The sequence below is a fragment of the Microbacterium phyllosphaerae genome, assembly GCF_017876435.1.
GTDB classification, from domain to species: domain Bacteria; phylum Actinomycetota; class Actinomycetes; order Actinomycetales; family Microbacteriaceae; genus Microbacterium; species Microbacterium phyllosphaerae.
The window spans coordinates 2,669,602-2,693,606 of record NZ_JAGIOA010000001.1 but is presented as its reverse complement, the minus strand read 5'-3'; the positions used below and the strand labels follow the sequence as shown (position 1 = coordinate 2,693,606).

General features: G+C 67.9%; 28 protein-coding genes. 14 read left to right on the top strand and 14 right to left on the bottom strand.

Annotated features, from left to right (window positions below; genetic code table 11):
* The first annotated feature begins 1 nt into the window (after nucleotide 1).
* On the top strand, nucleotides 2-1,156 hold the full coding sequence (locus JOF42_RS12685) for a MalY/PatB family protein (RefSeq protein ID WP_210098170.1): 1,155 nt from the start codon (nucleotides 2-4) through the stop codon (nucleotides 1,154-1,156).
* A gap of 33 nt (nucleotides 1,157-1,189) precedes the next feature.
* On the opposite strand, the gene JOF42_RS12680 is transcribed toward JOF42_RS12685, so the two are convergent.
* On the bottom strand, nucleotides 1,190-1,777 hold the full coding sequence (locus JOF42_RS12680) for a TetR family transcriptional regulator (protein ID WP_210098169.1): 588 nt from the start codon (nucleotides 1,775-1,777) through the stop codon (nucleotides 1,190-1,192).
* 55 nt (nucleotides 1,778-1,832) lie between these two features.
* On the opposite strand from JOF42_RS12680, the gene JOF42_RS12675 reads away from it, so the two are divergent.
* The 6 genes from JOF42_RS12675 to JOF42_RS12650 all read left to right on the top strand — a co-directional run bounded on the left by JOF42_RS12675 (nucleotide 1,833) and on the right by JOF42_RS12650 (nucleotide 6,647).
* Complete coding sequence (locus tag JOF42_RS12675; RefSeq protein WP_210098168.1) at nucleotides 1,833-2,420, top strand: biotin transporter BioY; 588 nt, start codon at nucleotides 1,833-1,835, stop codon at nucleotides 2,418-2,420.
* Nucleotides 2,410-3,102: an energy-coupling factor ABC transporter ATP-binding protein gene (locus JOF42_RS12670; RefSeq protein ID WP_307803603.1), complete on the top strand. Its 693-nt coding sequence runs from the start codon at nucleotides 2,410-2,412 to the stop codon at nucleotides 3,100-3,102. Before JOF42_RS12675 ends, JOF42_RS12670 begins: the two co-directional genes overlap by 11 nt.
* Nucleotides 3,099-3,692 carry an energy-coupling factor transporter transmembrane component T family protein gene (locus tag JOF42_RS12665; protein ID WP_210098167.1) on the top strand — a complete coding sequence of 198 codons (594 nt, stop codon included), beginning with the start codon at nucleotides 3,099-3,101 and terminating at the stop codon, nucleotides 3,690-3,692. The genes JOF42_RS12670 and JOF42_RS12665 overlap by 4 nt, the downstream gene beginning before the upstream one ends.
* Nucleotides 3,693-3,816: 124 nt before the next feature.
* A complete protein-coding gene (locus JOF42_RS18235; RefSeq protein ID WP_307803602.1) occupies nucleotides 3,817-4,323 on the top strand; it encodes a CHY zinc finger protein in 507 nt (168 codons plus the stop codon).
* A 74-nt stretch (nucleotides 4,324-4,397) separates the two neighbouring features.
* The gene (locus JOF42_RS12655; protein WP_210098166.1) at nucleotides 4,398-5,996 is read left to right on the top strand and encodes an ABC-F family ATP-binding cassette domain-containing protein; all 1,599 of its coding nucleotides are present in this window, start codon (nucleotides 4,398-4,400) and stop codon (nucleotides 5,994-5,996) included.
* Between the two features lie 36 nt (nucleotides 5,997-6,032).
* Nucleotides 6,033-6,647, top strand: coding sequence for a pyridoxamine 5'-phosphate oxidase family protein (locus JOF42_RS12650; protein WP_210098165.1), 615 nt, complete (start codon nucleotides 6,033-6,035; stop codon nucleotides 6,645-6,647).
* Between the two features lie 6 nt (nucleotides 6,648-6,653).
* Here JOF42_RS12650 and JOF42_RS12645 read toward each other — a convergent pair whose 3' ends face one another.
* The 4 genes from JOF42_RS12645 to JOF42_RS18230 are packed head-to-tail and all read right to left on the bottom strand — an operon-like array spanning nucleotide 6,654 to nucleotide 8,766.
* Entirely contained in the window at nucleotides 6,654-7,466 is an 813-nt protein-coding gene (locus JOF42_RS12645) for an SURF1 family cytochrome oxidase biogenesis protein (protein WP_210098164.1), read from the bottom strand.
* Complete coding sequence (locus JOF42_RS18305; protein WP_259162709.1) at nucleotides 7,463-7,657, bottom strand: hypothetical protein; 195 nt, start codon at nucleotides 7,655-7,657, stop codon at nucleotides 7,463-7,465. Before JOF42_RS18305 ends, JOF42_RS12645 begins: the two co-directional genes overlap by 4 nt.
* Nucleotides 7,654-8,010 (bottom strand): DUF3099 domain-containing protein, encoded by a 357-nt coding sequence (locus tag JOF42_RS12640; RefSeq protein WP_210098163.1) that lies wholly within the window; start codon nucleotides 8,008-8,010, stop codon nucleotides 7,654-7,656. Before JOF42_RS12640 ends, JOF42_RS18305 begins: the two co-directional genes overlap by 4 nt.
* Nucleotides 8,011-8,061: 51 nt before the next feature.
* Nucleotides 8,062-8,766, bottom strand: a complete 705-nt coding sequence (locus tag JOF42_RS18230; RefSeq protein ID WP_307803601.1) for a DUF4190 domain-containing protein — start codon at nucleotides 8,764-8,766, stop codon at nucleotides 8,062-8,064.
* A 134-nt stretch (nucleotides 8,767-8,900) separates the two neighbouring features.
* Here JOF42_RS18230 and JOF42_RS12630 point away from each other — a divergent pair, with 134 nt between their 5' ends.
* Nucleotides 8,901-9,608: a beta-ketoacyl-ACP reductase gene (locus JOF42_RS12630; RefSeq protein ID WP_056516934.1), complete on the top strand. Its 708-nt coding sequence runs from the start codon at nucleotides 8,901-8,903 to the stop codon at nucleotides 9,606-9,608.
* A 14-nt stretch (nucleotides 9,609-9,622) separates the two neighbouring features.
* Here JOF42_RS12630 and JOF42_RS12625 read toward each other — a convergent pair whose 3' ends face one another.
* From JOF42_RS12625 to glgC, 3 genes are all read right to left on the bottom strand, one after another.
* The gene (locus JOF42_RS12625; RefSeq protein WP_210098162.1) at nucleotides 9,623-10,321 is read right to left on the bottom strand and encodes an alpha/beta fold hydrolase; all 699 of its coding nucleotides are present in this window, start codon (nucleotides 10,319-10,321) and stop codon (nucleotides 9,623-9,625) included.
* Nucleotides 10,322-10,353: 32 nt separating this feature from the next.
* Nucleotides 10,354-10,989, bottom strand: a complete 636-nt coding sequence (gene serB / locus JOF42_RS12620) for a phosphoserine phosphatase SerB (protein ID WP_210098161.1) — start codon at nucleotides 10,987-10,989, stop codon at nucleotides 10,354-10,356.
* Between the two features lie 61 nt (nucleotides 10,990-11,050).
* Nucleotides 11,051-12,292 (bottom strand): glucose-1-phosphate adenylyltransferase, encoded by a 1,242-nt coding sequence (glgC, locus tag JOF42_RS12615; RefSeq protein ID WP_210098160.1) that lies wholly within the window; start codon nucleotides 12,290-12,292, stop codon nucleotides 11,051-11,053.
* A 69-nt stretch (nucleotides 12,293-12,361) separates the two neighbouring features.
* Between glgC and glgA the strand changes: the two genes are divergently transcribed.
* From glgA to JOF42_RS12600, 3 genes are all read left to right on the top strand, one after another.
* A complete protein-coding gene (gene glgA / locus JOF42_RS12610; protein WP_210098159.1) occupies nucleotides 12,362-13,546 on the top strand; it encodes a glycogen synthase in 1,185 nt (394 codons plus the stop codon).
* A gap of 17 nt (nucleotides 13,547-13,563) precedes the next feature.
* A complete protein-coding gene (locus JOF42_RS12605) occupies nucleotides 13,564-14,349 on the top strand; it encodes an ABC transporter ATP-binding protein (RefSeq protein WP_210098158.1) in 786 nt (261 codons plus the stop codon).
* Nucleotides 14,350-14,440: 91 nt separating this feature from the next.
* A complete protein-coding gene (locus JOF42_RS12600; protein ID WP_028501712.1) occupies nucleotides 14,441-14,698 on the top strand; it encodes a type B 50S ribosomal protein L31 in 258 nt (85 codons plus the stop codon).
* Between the two features lie 74 nt (nucleotides 14,699-14,772).
* Here the strand turns inward: JOF42_RS12600 and JOF42_RS12595 are convergent, their stop codons facing one another.
* Genes JOF42_RS12595 through JOF42_RS12585 form a run of 3 tightly spaced genes read right to left on the bottom strand, consistent with a single transcriptional unit; the run spans nucleotide 14,773 to nucleotide 18,360 of the window.
* Nucleotides 14,773-15,054 (bottom strand): hypothetical protein, encoded by a 282-nt coding sequence (locus JOF42_RS12595; protein ID WP_210098157.1) that lies wholly within the window; start codon nucleotides 15,052-15,054, stop codon nucleotides 14,773-14,775.
* A 53-nt stretch (nucleotides 15,055-15,107) separates the two neighbouring features.
* Nucleotides 15,108-16,355, bottom strand: coding sequence for an alpha/beta fold hydrolase (locus tag JOF42_RS12590; RefSeq protein ID WP_210098156.1), 1,248 nt, complete (start codon nucleotides 16,353-16,355; stop codon nucleotides 15,108-15,110).
* Between the two features lies 1 nt (nucleotide 16,356).
* Nucleotides 16,357-18,360, bottom strand: coding sequence for a DUF262 domain-containing protein (locus JOF42_RS12585; RefSeq protein ID WP_210098155.1), 2,004 nt, complete (start codon nucleotides 18,358-18,360; stop codon nucleotides 16,357-16,359).
* Between the two features lie 173 nt (nucleotides 18,361-18,533).
* Between JOF42_RS12585 and JOF42_RS12580 the strand changes: the two genes are divergently transcribed.
* Entirely contained in the window at nucleotides 18,534-19,307 is a 774-nt protein-coding gene (locus JOF42_RS12580; RefSeq protein WP_210098154.1) for a hypothetical protein, read from the top strand.
* A 188-nt stretch (nucleotides 19,308-19,495) separates the two neighbouring features.
* Entirely contained in the window at nucleotides 19,496-19,999 is a 504-nt protein-coding gene (locus tag JOF42_RS12575) for a DUF3145 domain-containing protein (protein ID WP_053096393.1), read from the top strand.
* Between the two features lie 141 nt (nucleotides 20,000-20,140).
* Here JOF42_RS12575 and yczR read toward each other — a convergent pair whose 3' ends face one another.
* The gene (yczR, locus tag JOF42_RS12570) at nucleotides 20,141-21,544 is read right to left on the bottom strand and encodes a MocR-like transcription factor YczR (RefSeq protein ID WP_210098153.1); all 1,404 of its coding nucleotides are present in this window, start codon (nucleotides 21,542-21,544) and stop codon (nucleotides 20,141-20,143) included.
* Nucleotides 21,545-21,639: 95 nt separating this feature from the next.
* Here yczR and yczE point away from each other — a divergent pair, with 95 nt between their 5' ends.
* Nucleotides 21,640-22,296 carry a membrane protein YczE gene (gene yczE, locus JOF42_RS12565; RefSeq protein WP_210098152.1) on the top strand — a complete coding sequence of 219 codons (657 nt, stop codon included), beginning with the start codon at nucleotides 21,640-21,642 and terminating at the stop codon, nucleotides 22,294-22,296.
* Between the two features lie 70 nt (nucleotides 22,297-22,366).
* Here yczE and JOF42_RS12560 read toward each other — a convergent pair whose 3' ends face one another.
* Both JOF42_RS12560 and JOF42_RS12555 read right to left on the bottom strand, forming a co-directional pair.
* On the bottom strand, nucleotides 22,367-23,605 hold the full coding sequence (locus tag JOF42_RS12560; protein WP_210098151.1) for a beta-ketoacyl-[acyl-carrier-protein] synthase family protein: 1,239 nt from the start codon (nucleotides 23,603-23,605) through the stop codon (nucleotides 22,367-22,369).
* A 90-nt stretch (nucleotides 23,606-23,695) separates the two neighbouring features.
* Nucleotides 23,696-23,944: an acyl carrier protein gene (locus JOF42_RS12555; protein ID WP_017202249.1), complete on the bottom strand. Its 249-nt coding sequence runs from the start codon at nucleotides 23,942-23,944 to the stop codon at nucleotides 23,696-23,698.
* Between the last annotated feature and the right edge of the window lie 61 nt (nucleotides 23,945-24,005).

The window sequence follows — 24,005 nt, the reverse complement described above, 5'->3', positions numbered from 1 at the left end:
GATGCTCGAGGTCACGGCTCTGCCCCTGGCCGAGCTTCGCGAGCGCAGCAGCGAGAAGTGGCGGGAGTATCCCGCCGACGTGCTTCCTCTGTTCGTCGCCGAGACCGATTTCCCGCTCGCACCCGCGATCTCGACGGCCCTTCACCGGGCCGTCGAGTCGGGCGACACGGGGTATGTCGCGTCGAGGACGCCGCTGGCCTCCGCGTATGCCGCATTCGCTCGGCGCAGATTCGGGTGGAGCGTCGACCCTGCGCGGATGCGCAGCACCGCAGACGTGAGCATGGGCATCGTCGAGATCCTCAGGCGCGTCACGCAGCCGGGGGAGCGCGTCGTCGTGACGCCTCCCGTGTATCCGCCGTTCTACGATCTCGTCTCGGAGGCGGGCGCCGAGGTGCAGCGGGTTCCGCTGCGAGACACGGGCACGGCGTGGGAGCTGGATCTCGACGGCATCCGCGCCGCGTTCGAGGACGGCGCGACCTCGATCCTGCTCTGCAACCCGCACAACCCCACGGGCACCGTGCACAGCCGAGACTCGCTCGTCGCGCTGGCGGAGATCGCCGACGAGTTCGGCGCTGCCGTGGTGTCGGACGAGATCCACGCGCCGCTGGTTCAGCCCGGCACGCCGTTCACCCCGTTCCTCGACGCGGGCGATGCCGCCGAGCGTGTCGGCTACGCGGTCGTGAGCGCGAGCAAGGCCTTCAACCTGGCCGGCCTGAAGTGCGCTCTCATGGTCACAGCGGCCGATGCGACCACTGCCGTCGTGCGCGGTCTGCCGATCGAAGTCGAATGGCGCACCGGGCAGTTCGGTCTGCTCGCCGCGGTCGCGGCCTTCTCGGAGGAGAGCGACGAGTGGCTCGACGGTCTGCTGCGAACGCTCGACCAGAATCGTGTGCTGCTCGAGGATCTGCTGGCCGCGCGGCTCCCGGAGGCGCAGTATCGCATACCGGATGCCGGGTATCTGGCGTGGATAGACCTCTCGGGTCTCGGCTGGGGTGAGAACCCCGCTCGTCGGATCCTGAAGGAGGCGAAGGTCGCCCTGCACTTCGGTCCCGCCTTCGGCGATGAGGGCAGGGGACACGTGCGGCTGAACTTCGGCACGAGTCCTGAGATCATCACCGAAGCCGTCGAGCGGATCGCGGCGCTCGTCGCCAGGTGACCGCGACGATGTGAGACGCAGTGCTCTGCCGGGTCACGACCGGAGCTGTCGCTCGCTGATCCCGTCGTCGACGGTGCCTGCGGCCAGGCCGGTCACGCCCAGGTCGAAGATGCGGTCGAGGCCGGAGGTGACGTCGACGGCTTCTCCGGCGGGGAGGGCTCCGTGGCTGTCGGCGTGCATGCGCTGCTGCACGAGCGTCGCGTGGCCGAGAACGAAGTGCAGGAGCGCGACCGCCCGCTCTTCGGCATCCGCGGATCCCTGCCGTCGCAGGGATCGTTCGAGAGCGGCCTGCGCGTGCGAGGAACCGAGCTGCAGCGCGTACGTGCTGAGCACCAGCTCGGCTCCGTCCCGGTAGGTGAAGAGCGCATCGCGGATGCTGCGTGCGGTGGTCAGCACATCCGCAGCGTCAGACGGGATCGTCGAGGTGATCCGATCGGCGAGCTCTGCGAGGAGCTCCTGCTTGCTGGAGAAGTGCCAGTAGAGGGCGCTCGGCTGCACATCGAGCCTGCTCGCGATCCGGCGCATCGAGAGGTCGGCGAGCCCGACCTCGTCGAGGAGCGCCAGCGCCGCACGCGCGACGCCGTCGCGATCGTGGCGGGTCGAGTTGTGATCGGGACTCATGTTCTCACTATAGTGAACACCGTTCAGGTGAACGGTGTTCAGGAAGGTGTCGGACATGACGCAGCAGCGAGGCGACCTCGGTCGCGAACTGGCCAGAGTGGCGATCTTCGCCGCCCTCATCGTGGTCCTCGGGATGGTGACGATACCCATCCCCGGCGGAGTGCCCATCACCGCGCAGACTCTCGGGGTGATGCTCGCGGGCGCCGTCATCGGCCCGCGGCTCGCGCCGCTCTCCGTCCTGCTCGTGCTCGCTCTGGCGGCCGTCGGTCTTCCGGTGCTCGCCGGAGGGCGCGGCGGCCTCGGCGTGTTCGTCGGCCCCACAGCCGGGTATCTGCTCGGGTGGGTGGCCGGAGTCGTCGTGATCGGACTGATCGCGCATCGAGGCAGGCTCACCTGGTGGCGCATCGCGCTCGGAACGGTGATCGGCGGCATCCTGGTCGTCTATCTGTGCGGAATCCCCGTGACGGCGTGGGTACTCGGCCTCGATCTGACCCCGACGGCGGTGGCGGCTCTCGTGTTCCTCCCGGGGGATCTGTTCAAGGCCGCAGCTGCGGTGGCGCTGACCCTCGCGCTGCGGCGCGCGTATCCGAGGGCATTCGGCTCTCGCGGCTCTGTCTTGTCGGCACCCGTCCGTGCGGTCTGAGACGAGCATCCGGCGGATCGCGCTCGAGGGTGTGACCGTCGAGCGCGACGGTCGGCGGATCCTCCGAGACGTCAGTGTCGATCTCACGGCGCGGCGTATCGGGGTCATCGGCGCGAACGGATCGGGCAAGTCGACCTTCGCGCGGCTGCTCAACGGACTCGTCACGCCGACGTCCGGGAGCGTGAGCGTGCACGGCCTCGACACTCGACGTGACGTCGCGGCGCTGCGTCGACGCGTCGGCTTCGTGTTCACCGACCCGCAGGCTCAGATCCTGATGCCGACACCCGCTGAGGACCTCGCGCTGTCGCTGCGGGGCCTGCCCCGGACCGAGGTCGATGCGCGGGTGACCGCCGCACTCGCCGAACACGGACTCACGGATCGTGCGGATGTCGCCGCGTCGGACCTCTCGGGTGGTCAGAAGCAGCTCCTCGCACTCGCATCGGTGCTGATCACACAACCGGAGCTGATCGTCGCGGATGAGCCGACGACGCTCCTCGATCTGCGCAATGCCGCGCGCATCGCGGACCTCCTGCTCGCGCAGACGGCGCAGGTGGTCATCGTCACGCATGATCTCGAGCTCGCTACGCGCTGCGATCAGGCGGTGCTGTTCGACGACGGAGCCGTCGTGGTCGCCGGTGAGCCGGGTGCCGTGGTCGCCGCCTACCGAGACCTGTGCCGATGATCCAGATGTACCGGCCGGGCACGAGCATCGTCCATCGGATGTCTGCGGGGGTCAAGCTCGCGATCTTCGCCGCGCTCGCGATCGGTCTGTCCGCCTATCCGCACGATGCCTGGAGCATCGGCGTCACCGTGATCGGCGTCTGCGTACTCTTCGTTCTCGCACGCCTGCCGCTGCGCGTGCTGGCCGCTGAGGCGTGGCGCCTCCGCTGGCTCGTGCTCGTGCTCGGAGCAGCGCTGTGGATCTTCGTCTCGCCGCTCGCGGCCTGGATCAGCACCGCACGCGTCCTCTCGCTCGTGCTGCTCGCCTCGCTGCTCACCATCACGACGCGGATGGGCGATCTGCTCGGCGTGCTGCACAGGATGCTCCTGCCGCTCCGACGCCTCGGAGTCGATGCCGACGCCGTCTCGATGACGATCTCGCTCACGCTCACGATGATCCCGGTGGTGACATCGTTCGCCGGCGAGGTCAGGGACGCGCAGCGGGCACGGGGAGTCCGGCTGAGGGTGCGAGGTGTCGTGCCGCTGATGGTCCGGACTCTACGCCACGCGGACGAGGTGGGCGACGCTCTCGCCGCTCGCGGACTCGTGTGAGCGGCATGCCAGCCGCAGCACGGACGGCTCAGCCACCGCCACGTGCCATGACTGTCATCCTGCCGGTTGCGCAACGGGTGCATGTCGCCGGCGAATGGCCGTGACCCGGTCGATGATCAGCCCGATGACGAGCGCCACGATGATCCCGATCCCTGCGCTGACCAGTGGCTGGTCCGTGACCCACGAGTTGCAGAATGAGGTCGTTGATAACATCCACCCCAGAAGGCTAGGAAGCAGGTGGCACGTGGGGCATCACCCTGAGGTATCGACCGCATCCCCCTGGAGAGGTAGATCAGGCGACCGCGTGGCGCGCGTCGGTGAGACCACGGTGCACGGACTCATGGTCGACGGCGAGACCCGCTGTGAGCATTATCACGGTCCGCTCGATGTGATCGCGCTCCGGTTCGCCTGCTGCGGCGACTGGTACCCGTGTCATCTGTGTCACGAGGCGATCGCCGACCACGACGCCCGGCAGTGGGCGCGCGATGAGCGCGAGACGCCGGCGGTCCTGTGCGGTGTGTGCGGAGCGCTGCTGAGCATCCACGCGTACCTCGACGCGCAGCGGTGTCCCGCGTGCTCCGCCGGGTTCAATCCGGGATGCCGGACGCACCACCATCTCTACTTCGACTGAACACCCAGCCGAGCGATCTATACTGGGAGTTTGGCCGCTCGGCCGATTCCCCTTGAACGAACGGACATCCCGCTGTGCTTGCCGTGCACGAACTCGAGATCCGCGTGGGCGCACGCCTCCTTATGGAGAACGTGTCGTTCCGTGTGAGCGACGGAGACAAGATCGGTCTCGTCGGCCGCAACGGTGCAGGCAAGACCACGCTCACCAAGGTGCTGGCCGGTGATGTCCTCCCGTCGGGCGGGAACGTGACCCGTTCGGGAGAGCTCGGCTATCTGCCGCAGGACCCTCGTTCGGGCAACCCCGAAGACCTGGCGCGCACGCGCATCCTCGACGCGCGTGGGCTCGGTCAGCTCAACCTGGGGATGACCGAGGCGTCGATGGCGATGGGGTCGGACGACCCTGCTGTGGCCGACAAGGCCATGAAGCGCTACGCGCGCCTCACCGAGCAGTTCGAGGCGCAGGGGGGATACGCGGCCGAGGCCGAGGCCGCATCCATCGCGAACAACCTTTCGCTGCCCGACCGCATCCTCGACCAGCCGCTGTCGACGCTGTCCGGTGGCCAGCGCCGCCGCATCGAGCTGGCCCGTATCCTGTTCTCCGACGCCGAGACGATGATCCTCGACGAGCCGACCAACCACCTCGACGCCGACAGCGTGGTGTGGCTGCGTGAGTTCCTCAAGAACTACAAGGGCGGGCTGATCGTGATCAGCCACGACGTCGAGCTCGTCGGCGAGACCGTCAACCGCGTGTTCTACCTCGATGCGAACCGCCAGGTCATCGACACGTACAACATGAACTGGAAGAACTACCTGCGTCAGCGGGTGGCCGACGAGGAGCGTCGCAAGAAAGAGCGCGCCAACGCCGAGAAGAAGGCCACCACACTGCAGCTGCAGGCGGCCCGCTTCGGGGCGAAGGCGTCGAAGGCTGCGGCCGCTCACCAGATGATCGCTCGTGCCGAGAAGCTGCTCGCCGGGCTCGATGACGTCCGCCAGGAAGACCGGGTCGCGAAGCTGCGCTTCCCGAAGCCTGCTCCGTGCGGGAAGACGCCGATGATGGCGACCGGACTCTCGAAGTCGTACGGCTCGCTCGAGATCTTCACCGACGTCGACCTCGCGATCGACCGCGGTTCGAAGGTCGTCGTTCTCGGACTCAACGGTGCCGGCAAGACGACGCTGCTGCGGATGCTCGCGGGGGTCGACAAGCCCGACACCGGACAGCTGGAGCCCGGCCACGGGCTCAAGGTCGGCTACTACGCGCAGGAGCACGAGAACCTCGACGTGAACCGCTCGGTGCTCGAGAACATGGTGTCGGCGGCTCCGCACATCACCGAGATGGAAGCGCGCAAGGTGCTCGGCTCGTTCCTCTTCACCGGGGATGACGTGCTGAAGCCTGCCGGAGTCCTCTCCGGTGGAGAGAAGACGCGCCTGTCGCTCGCGACGCTGGTCGTGTCATCCGCCAACCTTCTGCTGCTCGACGAGCCGACCAACAACCTCGACCCCGCGTCGCGCGAGGAGATCCTCGGCGCGCTCGCCCACTACGAGGGTGCCGTCGTGCTCGTCTCGCACGACCCCGGGGCGGTGCAGTCGCTCAACCCCGAGCGCGTGCTGATCCTCCCGGATGGCGTCGAGGACATCTGGAGCCAGGACTACCAGGACCTGATCGAGCTCGCCTGACCTGCGTCGTCCGCGGTCGGTGGCATAGTCGAGAGCGTGACACACGAACTCGACTCGCACCTCCTCTCGCTCAACGACTGGCTGAGGGGCAGGCATGCCCTCACCGGAACAGCTCCGGAGTGGGATCTCGATGTGCTGCCGGATGACCCGAGCGCGCTCTTCGCCGAATGGTTGCGGGCCGCCTCGGATGCCGGTGTGGCCGAGCCGCACACCGTCACCCTCGCGACCGTGGACGCCGACGGGATCCCGGACGCGCGCACCCTCATCCTGAAGCGGATCGATGACCGGGGGTGGGCGTTCGCGAGTACCAGATCGTCGCGCAAGGGTGCCCAGCTCGCCGCCGCCCCTGCCGCGGCGCTGAACTTCTGGTGGCAGCCGCAGGTGCGGGCTGTGCGGGTGCGCGGGCGAGTGGAGGAAGCGACGGCCGAGGAGAGTGCCGCCGACCTCGCCGCGCGTTCCGCGTCAGCGCAGGCGGACATCGCCGACGGTGACTGGGTGCTGTGGCGGATCGTCCCCACCCGCATCGAGTTCTGGCAGGGCTCGAGAGACCGGCGACACACGCGCGTCATCTATGAGGCCGCCGGAGCGGAGTGGTCTCGAACGACCATCGGCGGTGCCGTGGGCGGACTGAGCGGGATCCGCTCCGTCTGATTCGCGTCAGCGGGCGTCGAGGAGCTCGTCTTCGACATCGGCATCCCGGTCGCGCCGCCGAGACTTCTTCACCGGCGTGGGGATGCCCTCGACCTCTTCGCGGTGCTTCACGATCTCGGTCCGGATGATGTAGCCGATGAACACGAAGCCCATCAGCGCGAACAGGATCCACTGGATCGCATACGAGAGATGCGGGCCCGGATCATCGGTGGGTGAGTCGAACCCGCCCAGTGTCCCTTCGCCGGCAGGATTCTCGCTGACGATCTGTCCGTACGCGCTCGTGATGACATCGCCGCCGACCAGCTCGGCGATCGAAGGCAGGTTGATCGTGGGCACCTGGCCCTCAGGGGCGCCTCGCCCGGACGCCGGGAGCTGCTCACCCGGGCGCAGCCGGACGATGACCTCGACCTCGCCGCTCGGGGGAGCCGGCACCGCATCGGGGGCATCGCCGTCACCCGGAGGCACCCACCCGCGGTCGACGATGAACACGCGACCGTCGACGTCGCGGAACGGCACCAGCACTTCGAACGCGCTCGTGCCGCCATGCGGTCGGTTGCGCACCAGCAGCTGCTCGTCGTCGAGGTACTCCCCGGTGAGCACCACCGGATGCCACACGTCGCCGGGGTCGAGTTCGCCATCGGTGCCGATGAGCTCTGCGAGCGGCACGGCATCCGCGTCGTAGTTCTTCTCGACGAGTGCGATCTGCTCCGATCGGTTCTCATTCCGATCGAACTGCCAGTGCGACAGGAAAGCGCAGGCGATGGCGAAGCCGATCGCGATCAGCACGTACACGGTCCAACGACCCATCCGGGCACTCATGAGGGGACACCATCTCTCACTGTCACGGGGAAGTCTCTCGCTGCCAGATAGTCGCGGAGGAAACCGACATGCTCATCGCACGCGAGCCAGACCTTCTCGCGGTCAGCCGCGTGGATGCGCGGATTGCGCCACACCACCTGCATGGTCGCCGCGGACCGGCATCCGGCCCGCGAGCACTCCAGTCCACTCACTCGCGATCCTGGCGGCTCTCGTGGATGGTGATGATCCCGGGATCCGTGATCGTCTCGACGGGCGTCGGGGTCGTGGCGATCGGAGCCTCGATCTGCTGCACCGGCGACTCCGCGGTCGTCTCCGTGCTGTCGCTGCCCGCGTTCGCGAAGACCACGGCGATGTACGGCAGGACGGCGGCGGCGAGTGCGAAGACCCAGGTGTACCAGCCATAGGGCTGGACGAACATCATGAGTGCGAAGCACACGATGCGGATCGTCATCGTCAGTGCGTACCGGCGGACACGGTGATCAGCCTCGGCCTGCGGCGACTGCGGCAGCGAGGTGACAGCAGGAACCAGCGGTTTGCTCTTCACGATGAGACAAGCCTACGCCGGTGAGGGGGCGCCGGGGTGCCCCGCGACCTGTCAGGACGAGAAGATGAACGGCAGCGTGAAGGCGCCGAAGAACGCGAAGCTGACGACTGTCATGACGATCGTGATGGCGAGGACCGCGACCATGATGTAGCCCATGATGAGCCCGGCGAAGGCCAGACCACGGCCGCCGATGGCCGGGTTGTTCTTCGTCTGGCGCAGAGCCATGTGCCCGGTGATCACGGCGACGATCGACGCGACCATGGGAATCACCGCCCAGAACAGGACCAGCCCGGCGATGCCGCAGATCAGCGATGTGATCGCGAGCCCGCTCGCCGGACGCGGAGCGGGGTAGACCGGAGCGGCGTAGGCGGGATACCCGGCACCGGGCTGACCGGGCGCGGAGTACTGCGGTTGCTGAGAGGCGGCGCCGTAGGGCTGGACGGCAGCCGCGCCGTAGGGCTGCTGCGCGGGTGCTGACACGTACGGCTGCTGAGCCGGTGTTGCGCTGTAGGGCTGTGCACCATGGGGCTGCTGTGCGGGTGCGAACGTCGGCGCGGCGCCGGGGTACGCCTGCGTCGGCGCGGCGCCGGGGTATGCCTGGGTCTGCTGCGTGGGCGCGGTGCCGGGGTAGATCTGGGGCGGCTGCGCCGGGGCGGCCTGGTGGGGATATGCGGGCGGTGCGGGCGCGAGCGGTGGCGCGGGCGGGGGCGCCGGCTGTTCGGCGCCCGGAGAGGTGGGGATGCTGTTGTCGCTCACGGTGGTGCCCTTTCGTCGGGTTCAGCGTCCCAGTCCGGGAAGGCGCTGTCAAACGTCGCGGGACGCACGCGGCATCATCGGTAGGATCGATGACGACCCGGCCCGACCCCCACCGGCCAGATCAGGAGTGGAAAATGAGTTCTCGCGTCGTCCTCGTCACCGGAGGCAACCGCGGCATCGGCCGTGCGATCGCCGAACGATTCGTCCGTGACGGGTACCGCGTCGCCGTCACCGCACGCAGCGGTGAAGGTCCGGAGGGCACCCTGACGGTGCGCGCAGACGTCACCGATGCCGCTGCGCTCGATGCGGCGTTCACCGAGGTCGAGCAGCAGCTCGGACCCGTGGAGATCGTCGTCGCCAATGCGGGCATCACGAAGGACACGCTGCTCCTGCGTATGAGTGAGGATGACTTCGACAGCGTCGTGGCCACCAACCTCGGCGGCACCTTCCGCGTCGTCAAGCGCGCATCGAAGGGGATGCTGCGCGCGCGCTTCGGCCGCGTGATCCTGATCTCGAGCGTCGTCGGTCTCTACGGCTCGGCCGGGCAGGTGAACTACTCGGCGTCGAAGAGCGCACTCGTGGGCTTCGCGCGATCGCTCACCCGCGAGCTCGGCGGCCGCGGCATCACCGCGAACGTCGTCGCCCCCGGTTTCATCGAGACGGACATGACGGCTGAGCTCCCCGAAGAGACGCAGAAGCAGTACAAGGCGAACATCCCGGCAGGACGCTTCGCCACTCCCGACGAGGTCGCGGGTGTCGTCACGTGGCTCGCTGGCGACGACGCGGGATACATCTCCGGTGCCGTCATCCCGGTCGACGGCGGACTCGGAATGGGGCACTGAGCCGACTCGCTGCGTCAGCGGCGGGTGACCGCCGCATCGATGAGTTCGGCGAGCCGGCTCGGCATCGAGAACTGCGGCCAGTGACCTGAGCCGATTCGCACGACCTCGGCGTCAGCGATCGCCCGGAACTCGTCGGCGTACGGGCCCCACTGCTCGAGCTCGGACTCGAGGGTCTCGCGGTCCATGCCGCCCATGAGCAGCGTCACGGGGACGGAATGCCGGGCCCCTGGACCGAGTGCGATCTCATCGGTCGGCACCTTGGCCGGCACGCTTCGTGCGAGGGGCGCGGTGCGCGAGCGGGTGTCTTCGTCGAGATCGTCGACGTCTTCGGCGGGGAAGAAGTCCCAGCCGGGAAAAGGCACGACGCCGTCGACGACCTCGAACTCGCTGATGCCGAAACCCGACGGCGGAGGCACAGTGTCGACGAACACCGCTCTGGCCACGGCGTCGGGGCGTGCGTCCGCGACCCCCCACGCGACATTGCCTCCGCCGCTGTGACCGACGACCACGACGGGGCGTCCGACCGCATCGACCGCGGCCACGGCGGCATCGACCCACTCCGAGATGCCGATCTCGGACGATTCCGACGCGGGTACCCCGACGCCCGGCATCGTGAGCGGATGAACCGTGTGACCGGCGCGCTCGAGTTCGGTCGTGACGTCGTTCCAGCTCGAGGCATCGAGCCAGAGGCCCGGGATGAGGATGATGTCCATGGCCCGACGATAGACCGGGCTTCGGACATCCGCTACGGCAGCAGGGCGATGACCTCGGACAGGTTCTGCGGGCCGACGACCAGGCTTGCGGCCGCGCGCACGGCAGGCTTCGCGTTGAACGCGACTCCGAGCCCGGCGACAGACATCATCCTCAGGTCGTTGGCTCCGTCGCCGATCGCGATCGTCGCGTGGCGCGGCACTCCGAGCTCGTCCGCCCAGGCGAGCAGCGATGCGGCCTTGGCAGCAGCATCGACGATCTCGCCGTCGACCCGACCAGAGAGCGCGCCGTCGGTGACCTCCAGGCGGTTCGCGCGCCAGCGGTCCACGCCGAGCCCGGGGGCGACGTCGTCGAGGATCTCGTGGAAGCCGCCGGACACGACACCGACGACACCACCGCGTTCATGGACGGCGGCCGTCAGCTCATGGACGCCGGGCGTCGGCTCGATGCGGGTGAGCACCCGGGCGAAACCCGACACCGGCACGCCCTCGAGGGCTGCGACCCGCGACCGCAGACTCGTCGCGAAGTCGATCTCGCCGCGCATCGCGGCCTCCGTGGCTGCCTGCACTTCGTCGCGACGCCCAGCTTCGTCGGCGATGAGTTCGATCACCTCATTGCGGATGAGTGTGGAATCAGCATCGAGGACGACGAGGAAGCGCGCAGCAGTCACGCTCCCCAGCGTATCGACAGCTGCGCTCGTCGACGTGCGGTGCGGGACTCCGATGACCCGGTCACCGTTCGATGAACAGGCCCTTGCCGACCACGGTGATGCCCGACTCCGTCACGGTGAACCCCCGGGCGAGATCGCGCTCTCGGTCGACGCCCACGGTCGCGCCGTCGGCGAGGACCACGTTCTTGTCGAGGATCGCGCGATGCACTCGAGAACCCGCTCCGACCCGCACCCCGTCGAAGACGACGGAGTCGGTGATCGTGGAGCCGCCGCCCGCGAGGGTCCACGGCCCGACGACGCTGCGTTCGAGATGTGTTCCCGACAGCACGGACCCGAGTGACACGATCGAGTCGATCGCGTTGCCGATGCGGCCCACCGAGTCGCGCACGAACTTCGCGGGCGGCGAGTTCACGGCCTGCGAATGGATCGGCCACTCCATGTTGTAGAGGTTGAAGATCGGCAGCGTCGAGATCAGATCCATGTGGGCGTCGAAGAACGAGTCGATGGTACCCACGTCGCGCCAGTACGAACGATCGCGGGGAGAGGAACCCGGGACATCGTTCTGCTTCATGTCGTAGTAGCCGGCCTCACCGCGGTCGACGAAGTACGGCACGATGTCGCCACCCATGTCGTGGCCGGAGGTCGGCGATTCGCCGTCGGCCTCGACGGCGGCGATCAGAGCGTCGGCGTCGAAGATGTAGTTGCCCATCGAGGCGAGCACCTCGTGCGGGGAGTCCTCGAGGCCGGCGATGTCGGTCGGCTTCTCGAGGAACTGCTTGATGCGTCCGGTCTCGGTGTCTGCATCGATCACGCCGAACTGCGACGCCATCGAGAGGGGCTGGCGGATGCCGGCGACGGTGGCTTTGGCGCCGGACTCGATGTGCGCCTCGAGCATCTGACGGAAGTCCATGCGGTACACGTGATCGGCGCCGATCACGACCACGATGTCGGGCTTCTCGTCGTTGATCAGGTTGAGGCTCTGGAGGATCGCGTCGGCGGAGCCGGAGAACCAGCGCTTGCCGAGTCGCTGCTGCGCGGGCACCGATGTGACGTACGAGTCGAGCAGTGCTGACATGCGCCACGTCTGCGAGATGTGCCGGTCGAGGCTGTGCGACTTGTACTGCGTGAGGACGACGACCTGACGAAGCCCCGAATTTATGAGGTTCGAGATCGCGAAATCGATCAATCGGTACTGTCCGCCGAAGGGCACTGCAGGTTTCGCGCGATCAGCCGTGAGGGGCATGAGACGCTTTCCCTCGCCGCCGGCGAGGATGATGCCGAAGATCTTCTTTGGTGCGGACATGCACCCACCATAGAGGCGAATCGGCCCGGCGAACTAGCATCTGGACAAGTGAGTCACTACCGTCTAGACATGCGCGTCGAGATGATCACGAAGGAATACCCGCCGGAGATCTACGGAGGTGCGGGCGTCCACGTCGCCGAGCTCGTCACGGCCCTGCGGCAGAATATCGATGTACAGGTTAGAGCCTTCGGTTCTCCGCGTGATGAGGCGGGTACTTTCGCGTATCGGACGCCCTCGGAACTCGCCTCCGCGAACGCCGCTCTGCAGACGCTAGGCACGGATCTCGAGATCGTCTCGGCCATCTCCGACGCCGACCTCGTGCACAGCCACACCTGGTACGCGAACTTCGCCGGGCACATCGCCTCCCAACTGCACGGGATCCCGCACGTGCTCACCGCGCACAGCCTCGAGCCGCTGCGCCCGTGGAAGGCCGAGCAGCTCGGCGGTGGATACGCGGTGTCGAGCGGCATCGAGAAGCTCGCCTACGAGAATGCGGCGGCGGTCATCGCGGTGAGCGCGGGCATGCGCGCCGACATCCTGCGCAGCTACCCGTCGGTCGACCCGGCCAAGGTGCGCGTGATCCACAACGGGATCGATGTCGAACGGTGGCGGCCGGTGCAGAACCCCGCCTTCCTCGAATCCGTCGGGATCGACCCGGCCCGACCGTCCGTCGTCTTCGTCGGGCGTATCACCCGGCAGAAGGGCCTGCCCTACCTGCTGCAGGCCGCTCGTCTGCTGCCCCCTGAGGTGCAGCTGATCCTCTGTGCCGGCGCCCCGGACACTCCCGAGATCATGGCCGAGGTGCAGGAGGGCGTGAAGCTCCTGCAGCAGACCCGCGACGGTGTCGTCTGGATCGAGCGGATGCTGCCGCGCGACGAGCTCTCGGCGATCCTCACGGCCGCGACGACCTTCGTCTGCCCGTCTGTCTACGAGCCGCTGGGCATCGTGAACCTCGAGGCGATGGCATGCGGGGCAGCGGTCGTCGGCACGGCGACCGGGGGCATCCCCGAGGTCGTCGCCGACGGCGTCACCGGGCGACTCGTGTCGATCGAGCAGCTGCAGGACGGCACGGGAACCCCCGTGGACCCGGAGCGGTACATCGCCGATCTCGCCGACGTGCTCACCGAGGTGACCTCCGATCCGGAGCGCGCACGGGCATACGGCGAGGCCGGTCGGGAGCGCGCCCGCGACGAGTTCAGCTGGGGTGCGATCGCCGACACCACGCGCGCGCTGTACGCGGAGCTGACGTCCTGAGCCGATAGGCTGGGAGCATGTCGAGCGCTCTGGAATTCACCGACGTCGTCGTGCGCCGCGAGGGCCGCAACATCATCGATCACGTGACCTGGCAGGTCGACGACGATCAGCGATGGGTGATCCTGGGCCCGAACGGCGCGGGAAAGACGACCCTGCTGCAGTTGGCCGACACGCTCATGCACCCGACCTCCGGAACGGTGACCGTGCTGGGGGAGACCGTGGGCCGCACCGACGTGTTCGAGGTGCGGCCGCGCATCGGCTTCGCGTCCTCCGCGATGGCGAAGCGCGTGCCGCGTGATGAGACGGTGCTCAACACCGTCCTCACCGCCGCATACTCGGTGCTCGGCCGATGGAACGAGAACTACGAGGACATCGATGAGCGTCGCGCGCTGCGCGTGCTCGGCGACTGGCGTCTCGAGCACCTCGCCGAGCGCACGTTCGGGACACTGAGCGACGGCGAGCAGAAGCGCGTCCAGATCGCTCGCGCCGTGATGACCGACCCCGAGCTGCTCCTCCTCGACGAGCCGACGGCGTCGCTCGATCTCGGGTCACGGGAAGAACTGCTCGCCCTGCTCAGCGGCTACGCGTCGTCGCCGACGACGCCCGCGATGCTGATGGTCACGCATCACGTGGAGGAGATCCCGGTCGGCTTCACCCATGCGCTGCTCATGCGCGAGGGGCGCATCGTCGCCGCGGGGCCGGTCGCCGAGACCCTGACCGCCGAGACGCTGACCGAGACGTTCGGTATGCCGATCGTGCTCAGCAGCGAAGACGGTCGCTACGCCGCGCGCGCGGCGTCCTGATCGCGATCTGATAGAATCGATCCTTGGTGCTCTCTGCACCGCAGACTTCCCTCGTCCCTGGCACAATCCAGGGCAGCAACTAAGGAATCCCATGAAGACTGACATTCACCCCGAGTACAAGGCTGTCGTGTTCCGCGACCTGGGCTCGGGAGAGACGTTCCTCACCCGTTCGACCGTGACCGGCGACAAGACGATCGAGCTCGACGGCGTCGAGTACCCCGTCATCGACGTCGAGATCTCGTCGGCATCGCACCCGTTCTACACGGGCAAGCAGCGCATCATGGACTCGGCCGGCCGCGTCGAGAAGTTCAACCAGCGCTTCAAGGGCTTCGGCGGCTCGTCCAAGTAACGACCACCGCGTCAGAAGGCCCCGGTTCCTCGGAACCGGGGCCTTCTTCGTGTTCACCTGGAGGCGAGCGGTCCTCAGAGATCGATGACGATGCGTTCCCCGTCTATCCGGCTGGGCGGGTCGCCGGGGGAGGGCGCGGGGGCCGTGCGCTTGGTCTGGCGGTCGCGCTCGATGCCGGCCTCGTGGGCCGACGGCATCCAGACCGCCTCGAACGACCCTCCGAGTCCGCCACCGGCACTCTCGTACTTCTTCTCGAGGGGCACCCTGGCATACGCCGCCACGATCACCACGACGATCGCGGTCACGACGATGAGGAGGATCGCGATCGTCAGGAGCATCCCGAGTGTGTCGGCCATGGAATCAGGCTATGCGGCTCCGGACGTGGGGGCATCCGCCTGCAGGGGGATCCTCAACGGACGCGGCGACCGTGGGCGAGATCGAAGAGGCGGGTCAGCACGGGGCCGGAGCGTACGCCGTTGTGCTCGTGCTCGCTGGTCACCCAGAGCGTGACGCCGGGCAACAGACGAGCGGTCTCGAGGGAGAACTCCATCGGCACGTACACGTCGTTCACGTACACCGCCGCAGCGCCCGTCGCACCGGACGTCGCGATGGCGACCTCGTCGTAGATGCGCGGCCACTCGAACTCCGCCAGCGCGAGCGTGACGTCGCGCCAGGGCTGAAATGCCGGCACCGTCTCGGTCCACTCGCGGCGGATGTGCTCGCCTGTGAAGAGCGTGACGTCGTCGCGGAAGTCCTGGGGCTCCGTGCGCTCCGCCGACCACTGCGTCGCGTGCCCGCTCGCGTAGCTCGATTCATGGAACGCGAAGTAGAGCGGGTTGCGGCCGCCGTAGGGCATCGCGTGCATCAGATCGTGACGGAAGGCGTTGGACGCGGGATCGCGCTCGAGCAGCGACCACACGGCTTGCCAGCCGTCGTTCGTGCCGAGCGCCGAGCCCACGGAGCGCAGCCTCGACGGTGAGACGATCTCGCCGTCGGGCAGGATGATGTCACCTGCCGCGGCTCGATCTACGAGACGCCGCATGGCATCCCTGTGCTCGGGGAACCGACGGTAGTACTGCTCGGAGGCCGCGCGCATCTTGTCGTAGCAGAGCGCGTACACCTCGTCCGGGTGGCGGCTCACGGTGCTGAGCCCACCCGTGATGAAGACGTCGGCCAGCGAGTCGGCGTCGGTCGACAGGTAGGCGAGGGTCGTGAATCCGCCGAACGACTGACCGAGCACGCTCCACGTCTCGGCGCCGAGGTGTTCGCGCATCGCCTCGCAGTCGCGGACGATCGAGTCCGCGCGCAGGTGCGTGAGGTGCTCCGCGACCGCGGCCGATCCGCGCTCGAGGTCGGCATCGCCGACCGGCGTCGAGAGTCCGGTGCCTCGCTGGTCGAGCATCACGACCCGGTAGTGCGCGAGCGCCTCGTCGAGCCAGGCGGGCGACGTCGACGAGTGGAACGGACGGGGTGCTTCGTGACCTGGTCCCCCCTGCAGGAAGACCAGGTAGGGGAGCCTCTCGCCTCCCTCGCGGGTGACGACGCGGGCGAAGACGTCGATCGTGCGGGTGTCGGCCGGGTCGCCCCACACGAGAGGGACGGTGAGCGTGTGCTCCTCGACAGTGAGGTCGAGCAGGCGGCGGATGGTGGTCGTCATGTCACATCACATTCCCGATGTAGGAGTACTTGACGAACACCTCGGAGGCGATGCCGGCCTCCTGGAGCACGCCCTGCACCGCGTTCATCATGTAGTTCGAGTCCCATCCCATGTACAGGTGGTGCGACTCGTCGAGCTGGTCCCACTGGCCCTTCCAGGCCATGTCGTCGTAGATCGGTCCGCCGTGGGTGGCGCAGTACGTCACAGCCGCATCGCGTGTGTCGGTCCAGGCACGGCGGAAGACCCGGTTGAACAGGTATCGGACGTCGAAGACCTCCCAGCGCTCGCCCCGGTACTCGACGTACTCGAACTCGCGCTCCCACCCGGCGGGCCAGCCACGGCGACGCACCGCGTCGAGGATGGGGGTCAGGCCGTCGTCATCGATCTCGGGCAGAGCGGGCCTCGCCCAGATGCGCAGCAGCTCTGCGGTGAGGCGGATGGTGCGTTCCGAGATGGCGGCGGTGCCCCACATGTCGGTCGCTTCGAGCGCCTTCGTCTCGGCGACGGAACTCCTCGCATAGGCGGAGTCGCGCTTGGCTGCGAACGACTCGCCGAACACGCGCTCTGCGAGGTGCTGCTCGAGGAGCGTGAGGTTTCCGAGCGTCGGTGCGAGAGCGCGATGCGCATTGCGCTCGTCGTCGGAGTAGTCGATCCACGGGCGTACGCCGTCTCCTGACCAGCTGTCGCTGGGCACGGTCGGCACGATGTGCTCGACGTCGAAGTCGCCGGCGTCGTCGACCCCCTCCAGACGTCCGAGCACGTACGCAGGATGCGGGAGCTCGCTGTACTTCAGCACGGCGCTCACACGCTCGTCCGAGGGGGTGATCCGAGCGAAGGCGCGGGCCAGTGCGTCTCTGCCGCCCCGCCGCGCGCGGCAGAGACGCGCGACGAGACGCTCATTCGGAAGATTCACGAGGGTGCGGCGCAGGTACATCGTCTGGATCCACTCGAGCGTCTGCAGGAGCTCATCGCGTCCGATGAGCCCTCGCGAGTGATCGCTGTAGACGCTCAGCACCAGGGGGTACGACGCCCGCCCGAAGGTGTTCACGAACCGCAGCTGCCGCGCGATCTCGGAGTCGTTCTCGAGCGTGGGGTCGAGCAGGATGCCGTAGATCTCGGCGTAGTGGCGCCAGACCTCGGCATCCGCCTGCAGATGATCGAGGTCGACACGGGGGAAGGAGCGCCGGAAGGCGCTGTAGACGCCGTGCTCGCCGTTCGCGGCGACCTCTCGTCCTGTGGTCATCACGAGGTAGTGCCGCCAGAACGCACCGATCGTCTCTCCGGTGTGGCGTTCGATCGGCATCCAGAACCGGGTCTCGACATCGAGCTGCTCGGCGTGGGTGAGGCCCATCAGGATGTAGTTGTGGATGAGCTCGTGATCACGCAGCGGTTCGCCGGTGGAGTTCAGGCTCTCGAAGATCTGCTGCGCATTCGCCTCTGTGCCGAGCGTGATCGACACGTGCTCGAGCCTCTGCAGTCCGCGCCAGATCGAGGGCACCTCGTCGACGTGCACCTGGCTGCGGAAGAACGCGTAGTTGTCGTCGAAGCGCGACTCACGGTCCGCGTGGTCGCCGCGTTCGAGCACCACCGACTCGTAGAGCTCGGCCCAGGCGTCGTGCGGGCGCAGCTTGGTGCGGGTGGGGTCGTCCGGACGCACGAGAACACGATCGAGCTCGGCGGCCAACTCGAGGGAGGAGTCCTGCACTGCGTGCCGCAGAGCCGCGACGAGCAGCATGAGCGTCGTGATGCGCTGCTGCCCGTCGATCAGGACGAGCTCTGTGTCGGCGTCCGAGTCATCGGAGGCCGACAGGATCGACCCGATGAAGTGGCGGTGGGACTCGTCTTCGCGTGCCACGGCTCGAACGTCGGAGAGCAGCTGCTCGCATCCGCCGATGTCCCATCGGTACTGACGCTGATACACCGGCACAACGATGGTGGTGGAGTCCTCTGCGAGCCACTCGATCGTGTTGACAGCTGTCGCCTCGACGTTGGTCGCAGTGCTCATGCTGGTGTCTCGTCCTCCCGTAACGCCCGGCGCCGAGGAGTCGCCAGGCGCCCGATTCAGTCTATTCGCTTATTCACGGCGACCCTCTGCGGCGCTCCAGAGGCGCCCTGTTAGGCTTGCCTTATCAGGGCCTGTTAAAACGTGCTGGCCCCCGATGAAAGGACATCTCAGTCATGGGATACATCAAGTCAAAAGCCCTCGAAGACAAGGGCTTCGTCGTTCTCGACAGCTACGACCAGGAGCTCGACCCCAAAGAGTGGCTCGACATCGAGTACAACGACTGGAAGTCGTCGGGTGACACCCGCTTCGCTCCGCTCGCCAGTGCCAAGGGCGAGATCGAGTGCAACGGCTTCTGGAACCACAAGCCGCCGCGCACCGACAAGGACGGCGTCTGGATCGACGAGCAGACCGCCAAGGCGCCGAACCTGACGCGTCGCGCGCAGGAGCCGGGTGCCAACGTCGGTCGTTGCCGTGTGATCGAGCTGCAGCCGACGCCGTACGGCGAGTGCCTCTACAACCTCCACCAGGACGACAACAACCGCCTGAACCCCGACGGCACCGGTTGGGTCGTGCGCGGATTCTTCAACCTCAGTGACGACAAGGACAGCTTCTTCGTCCTGCGCGAGAACCGCACCGACCCGAGCATCGAGTACCGCATCGCACTGCCGGCCGGCGCGCAGCTGATCGTCGACACGCAGCGTCTGTGGCACGCCGCGACGCACGTCGGCACCGAGCCGCGCTACTGCCTCATCACGTCGTGGACGTCGGGCCCCGAGCTCGACGCCTACATCGAGAAGTACAACGGCACGCAGGATGTGCCGAACGTCGACGTCCCGCAGGACGTGCTCGAGGCCGGCTACGCCGAGCAGGCTCGTCGTGACGCCGCCCGTGCCGCGTACTACGCCGCCAAGGGCCAGCAGGTCAAGCAGGCGATGAGCGAGGCCTGAGCCTCCTCCGATTCAGGACCGGTGACGGTCCGAAGGCCCCGGTCCTCGTGACCGGGGCCTTCTTCGTCGAATCACATGCTTGTGATTTCGCCTGGTCTGGGCGAGAATAGCCCCATAACCGCATATTCACGCCAGTTCTCGTTGTTTCAGGTCGTTGGGGAAGACGCACCTGATGAAACGGAGAGATCATGGCGACGGCTTACGCACGCGGAGTGGTGTTCATCCACTCTGCACCTCGCGCGCTCTGCCCGCACCTGGAATGGGCGGTAGGACGCGCCATCGGTCGTGCGGTGAACTTCGACTGGAGTGACCAGCCGGTGCTCGACGGTGCTCGCCGTGCGGAGTTCTACTGGGACGGTCCCGTCGGAACCGGTGCTGCTCTCGCCACGGCTATCCGCGGCTGGGAGCATCTCCGCTTCGAGGTCACGGAGGATCCCACTCCGCGGAGCGATGGCGGCCGTTGGCTGCACACCCCCGACCTCGGCATCCACTACGCGCAGACCGATGCCGCCGGCAACATCGTGATCGGCGAGGACCGCATCCGCTACGCGATGGAGATCGCGGCCGGCAGCGCCACGGAGTTGCAGCGCGAACTCGACATCGCTCTCGGCTCGGCGTGGGACGAAGAGCTCGAGCCGTTCCGCCACGCGAGTGACGACGCCCGGGTCGTCTGGCTGCACAAGGTGGGCTAGTCGGCCGCGGCGCACAGACCTGGAACGGGAAGGCGTGAGTATCGGATGCCGGTGAGTGATCCCGGACGCTGAGAATGCGAATCCCTGTTCCACATGACGAGGACCCCGCCCCTGATCCAGGGGCGGGGTCCTCGTCTGCTCTCAGATGACGGCTGAGCTCGGCACCTCCCGAGGTGCGGACGCTCCGCCTGCCATGACGTCATTCCAGGCGAGCTGCAGGCGTCCCATCGCGTCGGCCATCCGCTCGGGGGGAAGAGTGATGGGGATGCGCAGGCGGCGCTCGAGGACTCCTCCGGTGGTGAACCGCGGGCCCGGCGGAAGGATCAGCTGATGGTCGCGCGACGCGAGCGAGAGCGACGTCGAGATCGGAGCGCCCAGGTCGAGCCAGGCGGAGAGGCCACCGCTCGTCGGCGGCATGGAGAGGCCGCCGATGGATGCGAGGCCGGTGGCGACCGCCTCGCGGCCGGCTCGCAGGCGCGCCGTGACGTGCGCGGTGAGCGCCGGCATGTCCTGTAGGAGCTCGACGGCGATGCACTGCTCGAGCAGAGCCGTGCCCAGCTCGAACGAGGGGCGGGTCGCGAGCAGTCGGGCGATGAGCGAGCGCTCAGCGCGGATCCAGCCGATGCGCAACCCGCCCCAGGCGATCTTGGACATCGAGCCCACGGTGATGACCTGCGGACTGAAAGCGGCCATCGGGAGCGGCGACCAGCCGCGATCGATGTCGAGCTCGGCGGTGGTCTCGTCGACGACCACGTGCGTGCCCGAGTTCCTCGCCGTCGTCGCGATGCGGGACCGCTCGGCATCGCTCAGGCTGGCTCCGGTCGGGTTGTGGAAATCCGGGATGAGGTACGCGACGTGCGGGCGGCTGCGCAGAAGCGTGTCGCTGAGGTGACGCTCGTCCCAGCCTGTGACATCCACGGGGGTGGGGAGAAGCCGGTATCCGTGCCGGTGCAGGGCTTCGAGCGCGTGCGGGAAGGTCGGCTGCTCGACCAGTGCCCGTTCTCCCCGCCGGCCGATCGTGGCGAGGACGAGGTGGAAGGCATTGAGCGCGCCGGACGTGATGATGATCTCGTCGGCGTCCGTCTCGACGCCGCGTTCGGTGAAGCGGCGCGCGACCGCTTCACGCAGTTCGGGGAGTCCGCGCAGCGAATACCCGCTCGTCCCGCGGAGCGCGGCCAGCCGGGGGAGCGACCGCACCGTGGCGTCGTACAGCCCAGGCGTCGAATCCATCGAGGCGATGGAGAGGTCGATGGCTGCGTCGTCGTCCGTGTTCGTGGCGGTGGGTGGGGAGTGCGGGAGGGCGACTCGGGTGCTGCCGCCGTGCAGCCGAGACACGTATCCGTCGCCTTCGAGGAGGCTGTACACGCGGGTCGTGGTCGAGCGTGAACGGCGCAACTCGAGCGCGAGCGCCCGCTCACTGGGCAGCCGCTCTCCGACGGTCAATCGGCCGTCGAGGATCAGGGCACGGATCTGCTCCGCGAGCGACGCAGCGGTCGCCCCGGCGACGCTCTGGGCGCCGAGTTGCTCGACGAGTCGGGAGGTCATCTCCCCAGCATGCCGCAAAGTGGCCTGGTTACGGCAGGCCACTTTTCACAGACTGGCCTCGGCGTCGCGTCGTCCACCGGGGCCACGATGGAACAATGCACCTGCGTTCGGTCTTCCTGCCCATCGCCGCCACGAGCCGGCGCGACGTCGTCGAGCGCATCGTCCAGCTGCTCGTGGGCCTGTTCCTCTACGGCGTCGCCCTCGGCCTGATGGTGCGCGGTGGAATCGGCGTCGCCCCCTGGGACGTGCTCGCTCTCGGTATCGCCGGACAGGCGGGGATCGGTTACGGATTCGTCACCGTCCTCGTGTCAGTGCTCGTGCTGGTGCTGTGGATCCCGCTCCGCCAGCGCGTCGGCCTCGGCACTCTGCTGAATGCACTGCTCGTGGGACCGAGCGCCGACGTGGCCCTCTTCGTGATCCCCGCACCGCCGTCGATCTGGGTGGGCGCCCCGATGTTCGTGGCGGGCCTGCTTCTCCTCGCATTCGCGACCGGCCTGTACATCGCCGCGGACTTCGGCCCAGGACCCCGAGACGGGCTGATGACGGGACTCGTCGCGCGCACCGGCCGGCCCGTCTGGCTGGTGCGCACCCTCATCGAGGGCAGCGTGCTGCTGATCGGCTTCCTTCTCGGAGGGCCGGTCGGCGTGGGAACGGTGCTCTTCGCCTTCGGGGTCGGACCGCTGGTCGGCTGGTTCCTGCCCTGGACCACCCGTCTGCGAGCGGCTCGTTCGCGGCAGCTCGCCCGGGCATAGCCCCGAGAGGGCGGAAGACGAGAACGGCCCCCGGGATCACCCGGGGGCCGTTCTCGTGCGTGTCTGAGGGTCAGTCGGCGCTCGCGAAGACCGCGACGGCGTTGTGGCCACCGAAGCCGAACGAGTTGCTGATCGCGTACAGCTGACCGTCGCCGAGAGGCTGCGCCTCGCCCGAGAGCTTGAACGGCACGGCCGGGTCGGGCTCCGTCATGTTGATCGTCGGCGGCGCCACGCGGTCGCGGAGCGCGAGCAGAGAGAAGATCGCCTCGAGTGCGCCGGTGCCACCCAGCAGGTGACCGGTCGACGCCTTCGTCGCCGAGACCGGGATCTCGTCGATCCGGTCGCCGAAGACCTTCTTGAGCGCGACGTACTCGTTCGGGTCACCGACCGGGGTCGACGTCGCGTGCGCGTTGATGTGGGCGACCTGATCGGCGGTGATGCCGGCCTCTTCGAGAGCCTGGGTGACCGCACGTGCTGCGCCGTTGCCCTCGGGGTCGTTGCCCGTGATGTGGTACGCGTCAGCAGTCACTCCGCCGCCGAGGACGTAGCCGTAGATCTTGGCTCCGCGAGCCGTGGCGTGCTCTTCCGTCTCGAGGATCAGCGCCGCGGCGCCCTCTCCCATGACGAAGCCGTCGCGGTCGATCGCGCCGGGGCGGGATGCGGTGGCGGGGTCGTCGTTGCGGCGCGACAGCGCCTGCGCCGAGGCGAAGGACGCCATCGTGATCGGGTGGATGGCCGACTCGGTTCCACCGGCGATCACGACATCGGCGAGACCGTCCTGCAGGTGGTGGAACGCGTGGATGATCGACTCGGTACTGGAGGCGCACGCACTCACGACCGTCTGGGCGTAGGCGCGTGCCTGGAACTGCAGCGACAGGTTGCCCGCTGCGGCGTTCGGCATCAGCATCGGGACGGTGAGGGGCATCACACGGCGGGGCCCCTTCTCGCGCAGCGTGTCCCACGCGTCGAGGAGGGTCCAGAGGCCGCCGATGCCGGTGGCGAAGTCGACACCGAGGCGCTCGGGGGCGACCTCGGGGGATCCTGCATCCGCCCAGGCCTCACGAGCCGCGATGAGCGCGAACTGGGAGGAGGGGTCGAGCCGCTTCGCCTCATGGCGGGGCAGGACCTCTTCGGGGCGGACGATCGCCTCTGCGGCGAAGGTGACGGGCAGCTCGTACTGCTGAACCCAGTCGTGTTCGAGGGGTCGGGTTCCGGACTGTCCTGCGAGCAGGTTGGTCCAGTTCTCGGGAGCTGTCCCGCCGATGGCGGACGTGGCGCCGATGCCGGTGACGACGATGCGCTTGGTCATGTGTGGTTCCTTGTCAGGCGGGTCGAGCAGAAGGCGGGCAAGGCGGAGGATGCCACGCCCCGCAGGCGCGGGGGTGGCATCCTGCGTGGATTACTCCTGGCCGGCGACGATGAAGTTGACGGCGTCTCCGACGGTCTTGAGGTTCTTGACCTCGTCGTCGGGGATGGTGACGCCGAACTTCTCCTCGGCGTTGACGACGATCGTCATCATCGAGATCGAGTCGATGTCGAGGTCGTCGGTGAACGACTTCTCGAGGGCGACCTCGGAGGCGTTGATGCCGGTCTCGTCGGTGATCAGCTCTGCGAGGCCAGCGAGGACCTCATCGTTGGTGAAAGCCATGTGGTCTTCCTCTTTCTTACGGGTTGTGTATCGGAACCGTGGAACAGTCTAGGGAAGGTCG

Excerpts from the sequence above, each read along its gene's own strand:
- JOF42_RS12685 (WP_210098170.1), top strand. The coding sequence starts at position 2 with ATGCTCGAGGTCACGGCTCTGCCCCTGGCCGAGCTTCGCGAGCGCAGC.
- JOF42_RS12680 (WP_210098169.1), bottom strand. The coding sequence starts at position 1,777 with ATGAGTCCCGATCACAACTCGACCCGCCACGATCGCGACGGCGTCGCG.
- JOF42_RS12675 (WP_210098168.1), top strand. The coding sequence starts at position 1,833 with ATGACGCAGCAGCGAGGCGACCTCGGTCGCGAACTGGCCAGAGTGGCG.
- JOF42_RS12665 (WP_210098167.1), top strand. The coding sequence starts at position 3,099 with ATGATCCAGATGTACCGGCCGGGCACGAGCATCGTCCATCGGATGTCT.
- JOF42_RS18235 (WP_307803602.1), top strand. The coding sequence starts at position 3,817 with ATGACGAGCGCCACGATGATCCCGATCCCTGCGCTGACCAGTGGCTGG.
- JOF42_RS12645 (WP_210098164.1), bottom strand. The coding sequence starts at position 7,466 with ATGAGTGCCCGGATGGGTCGTTGGACCGTGTACGTGCTGATCGCGATC.
- JOF42_RS12630 (WP_056516934.1), top strand. The coding sequence starts at position 8,901 with ATGAGTTCTCGCGTCGTCCTCGTCACCGGAGGCAACCGCGGCATCGGC.
- JOF42_RS12625 (WP_210098162.1), bottom strand. The coding sequence starts at position 10,321 with ATGGACATCATCCTCATCCCGGGCCTCTGGCTCGATGCCTCGAGCTGG.
- glgC (WP_210098160.1), bottom strand. The coding sequence starts at position 12,292 with ATGTCCGCACCAAAGAAGATCTTCGGCATCATCCTCGCCGGCGGCGAG.
- glgA (WP_210098159.1), top strand. The coding sequence starts at position 12,362 with ATGCGCGTCGAGATGATCACGAAGGAATACCCGCCGGAGATCTACGGA.
- JOF42_RS12605 (WP_210098158.1), top strand. The coding sequence starts at position 13,564 with ATGTCGAGCGCTCTGGAATTCACCGACGTCGTCGTGCGCCGCGAGGGC.
- JOF42_RS12600 (WP_028501712.1), top strand. The coding sequence starts at position 14,441 with ATGAAGACTGACATTCACCCCGAGTACAAGGCTGTCGTGTTCCGCGAC.
- JOF42_RS12595 (WP_210098157.1), bottom strand. The coding sequence starts at position 15,054 with ATGGCCGACACACTCGGGATGCTCCTGACGATCGCGATCCTCCTCATC.
- JOF42_RS12590 (WP_210098156.1), bottom strand. The coding sequence starts at position 16,355 with ATGACGACCACCATCCGCCGCCTGCTCGACCTCACTGTCGAGGAGCAC.
- JOF42_RS12585 (WP_210098155.1), bottom strand. The coding sequence starts at position 18,360 with ATGAGCACTGCGACCAACGTCGAGGCGACAGCTGTCAACACGATCGAG.
- JOF42_RS12580 (WP_210098154.1), top strand. The coding sequence starts at position 18,534 with ATGGGATACATCAAGTCAAAAGCCCTCGAAGACAAGGGCTTCGTCGTT.
- JOF42_RS12575 (WP_053096393.1), top strand. The coding sequence starts at position 19,496 with ATGGCGACGGCTTACGCACGCGGAGTGGTGTTCATCCACTCTGCACCT.
- yczR (WP_210098153.1), bottom strand. The coding sequence starts at position 21,544 with ATGACCTCCCGACTCGTCGAGCAACTCGGCGCCCAGAGCGTCGCCGGG.
- yczE (WP_210098152.1), top strand. The coding sequence starts at position 21,640 with ATGCACCTGCGTTCGGTCTTCCTGCCCATCGCCGCCACGAGCCGGCGC.
- JOF42_RS12560 (WP_210098151.1), bottom strand. The coding sequence starts at position 23,605 with ATGACCAAGCGCATCGTCGTCACCGGCATCGGCGCCACGTCCGCCATC.
- JOF42_RS12555 (WP_017202249.1), bottom strand. The coding sequence starts at position 23,944 with ATGGCTTTCACCAACGATGAGGTCCTCGCTGGCCTCGCAGAGCTGATC.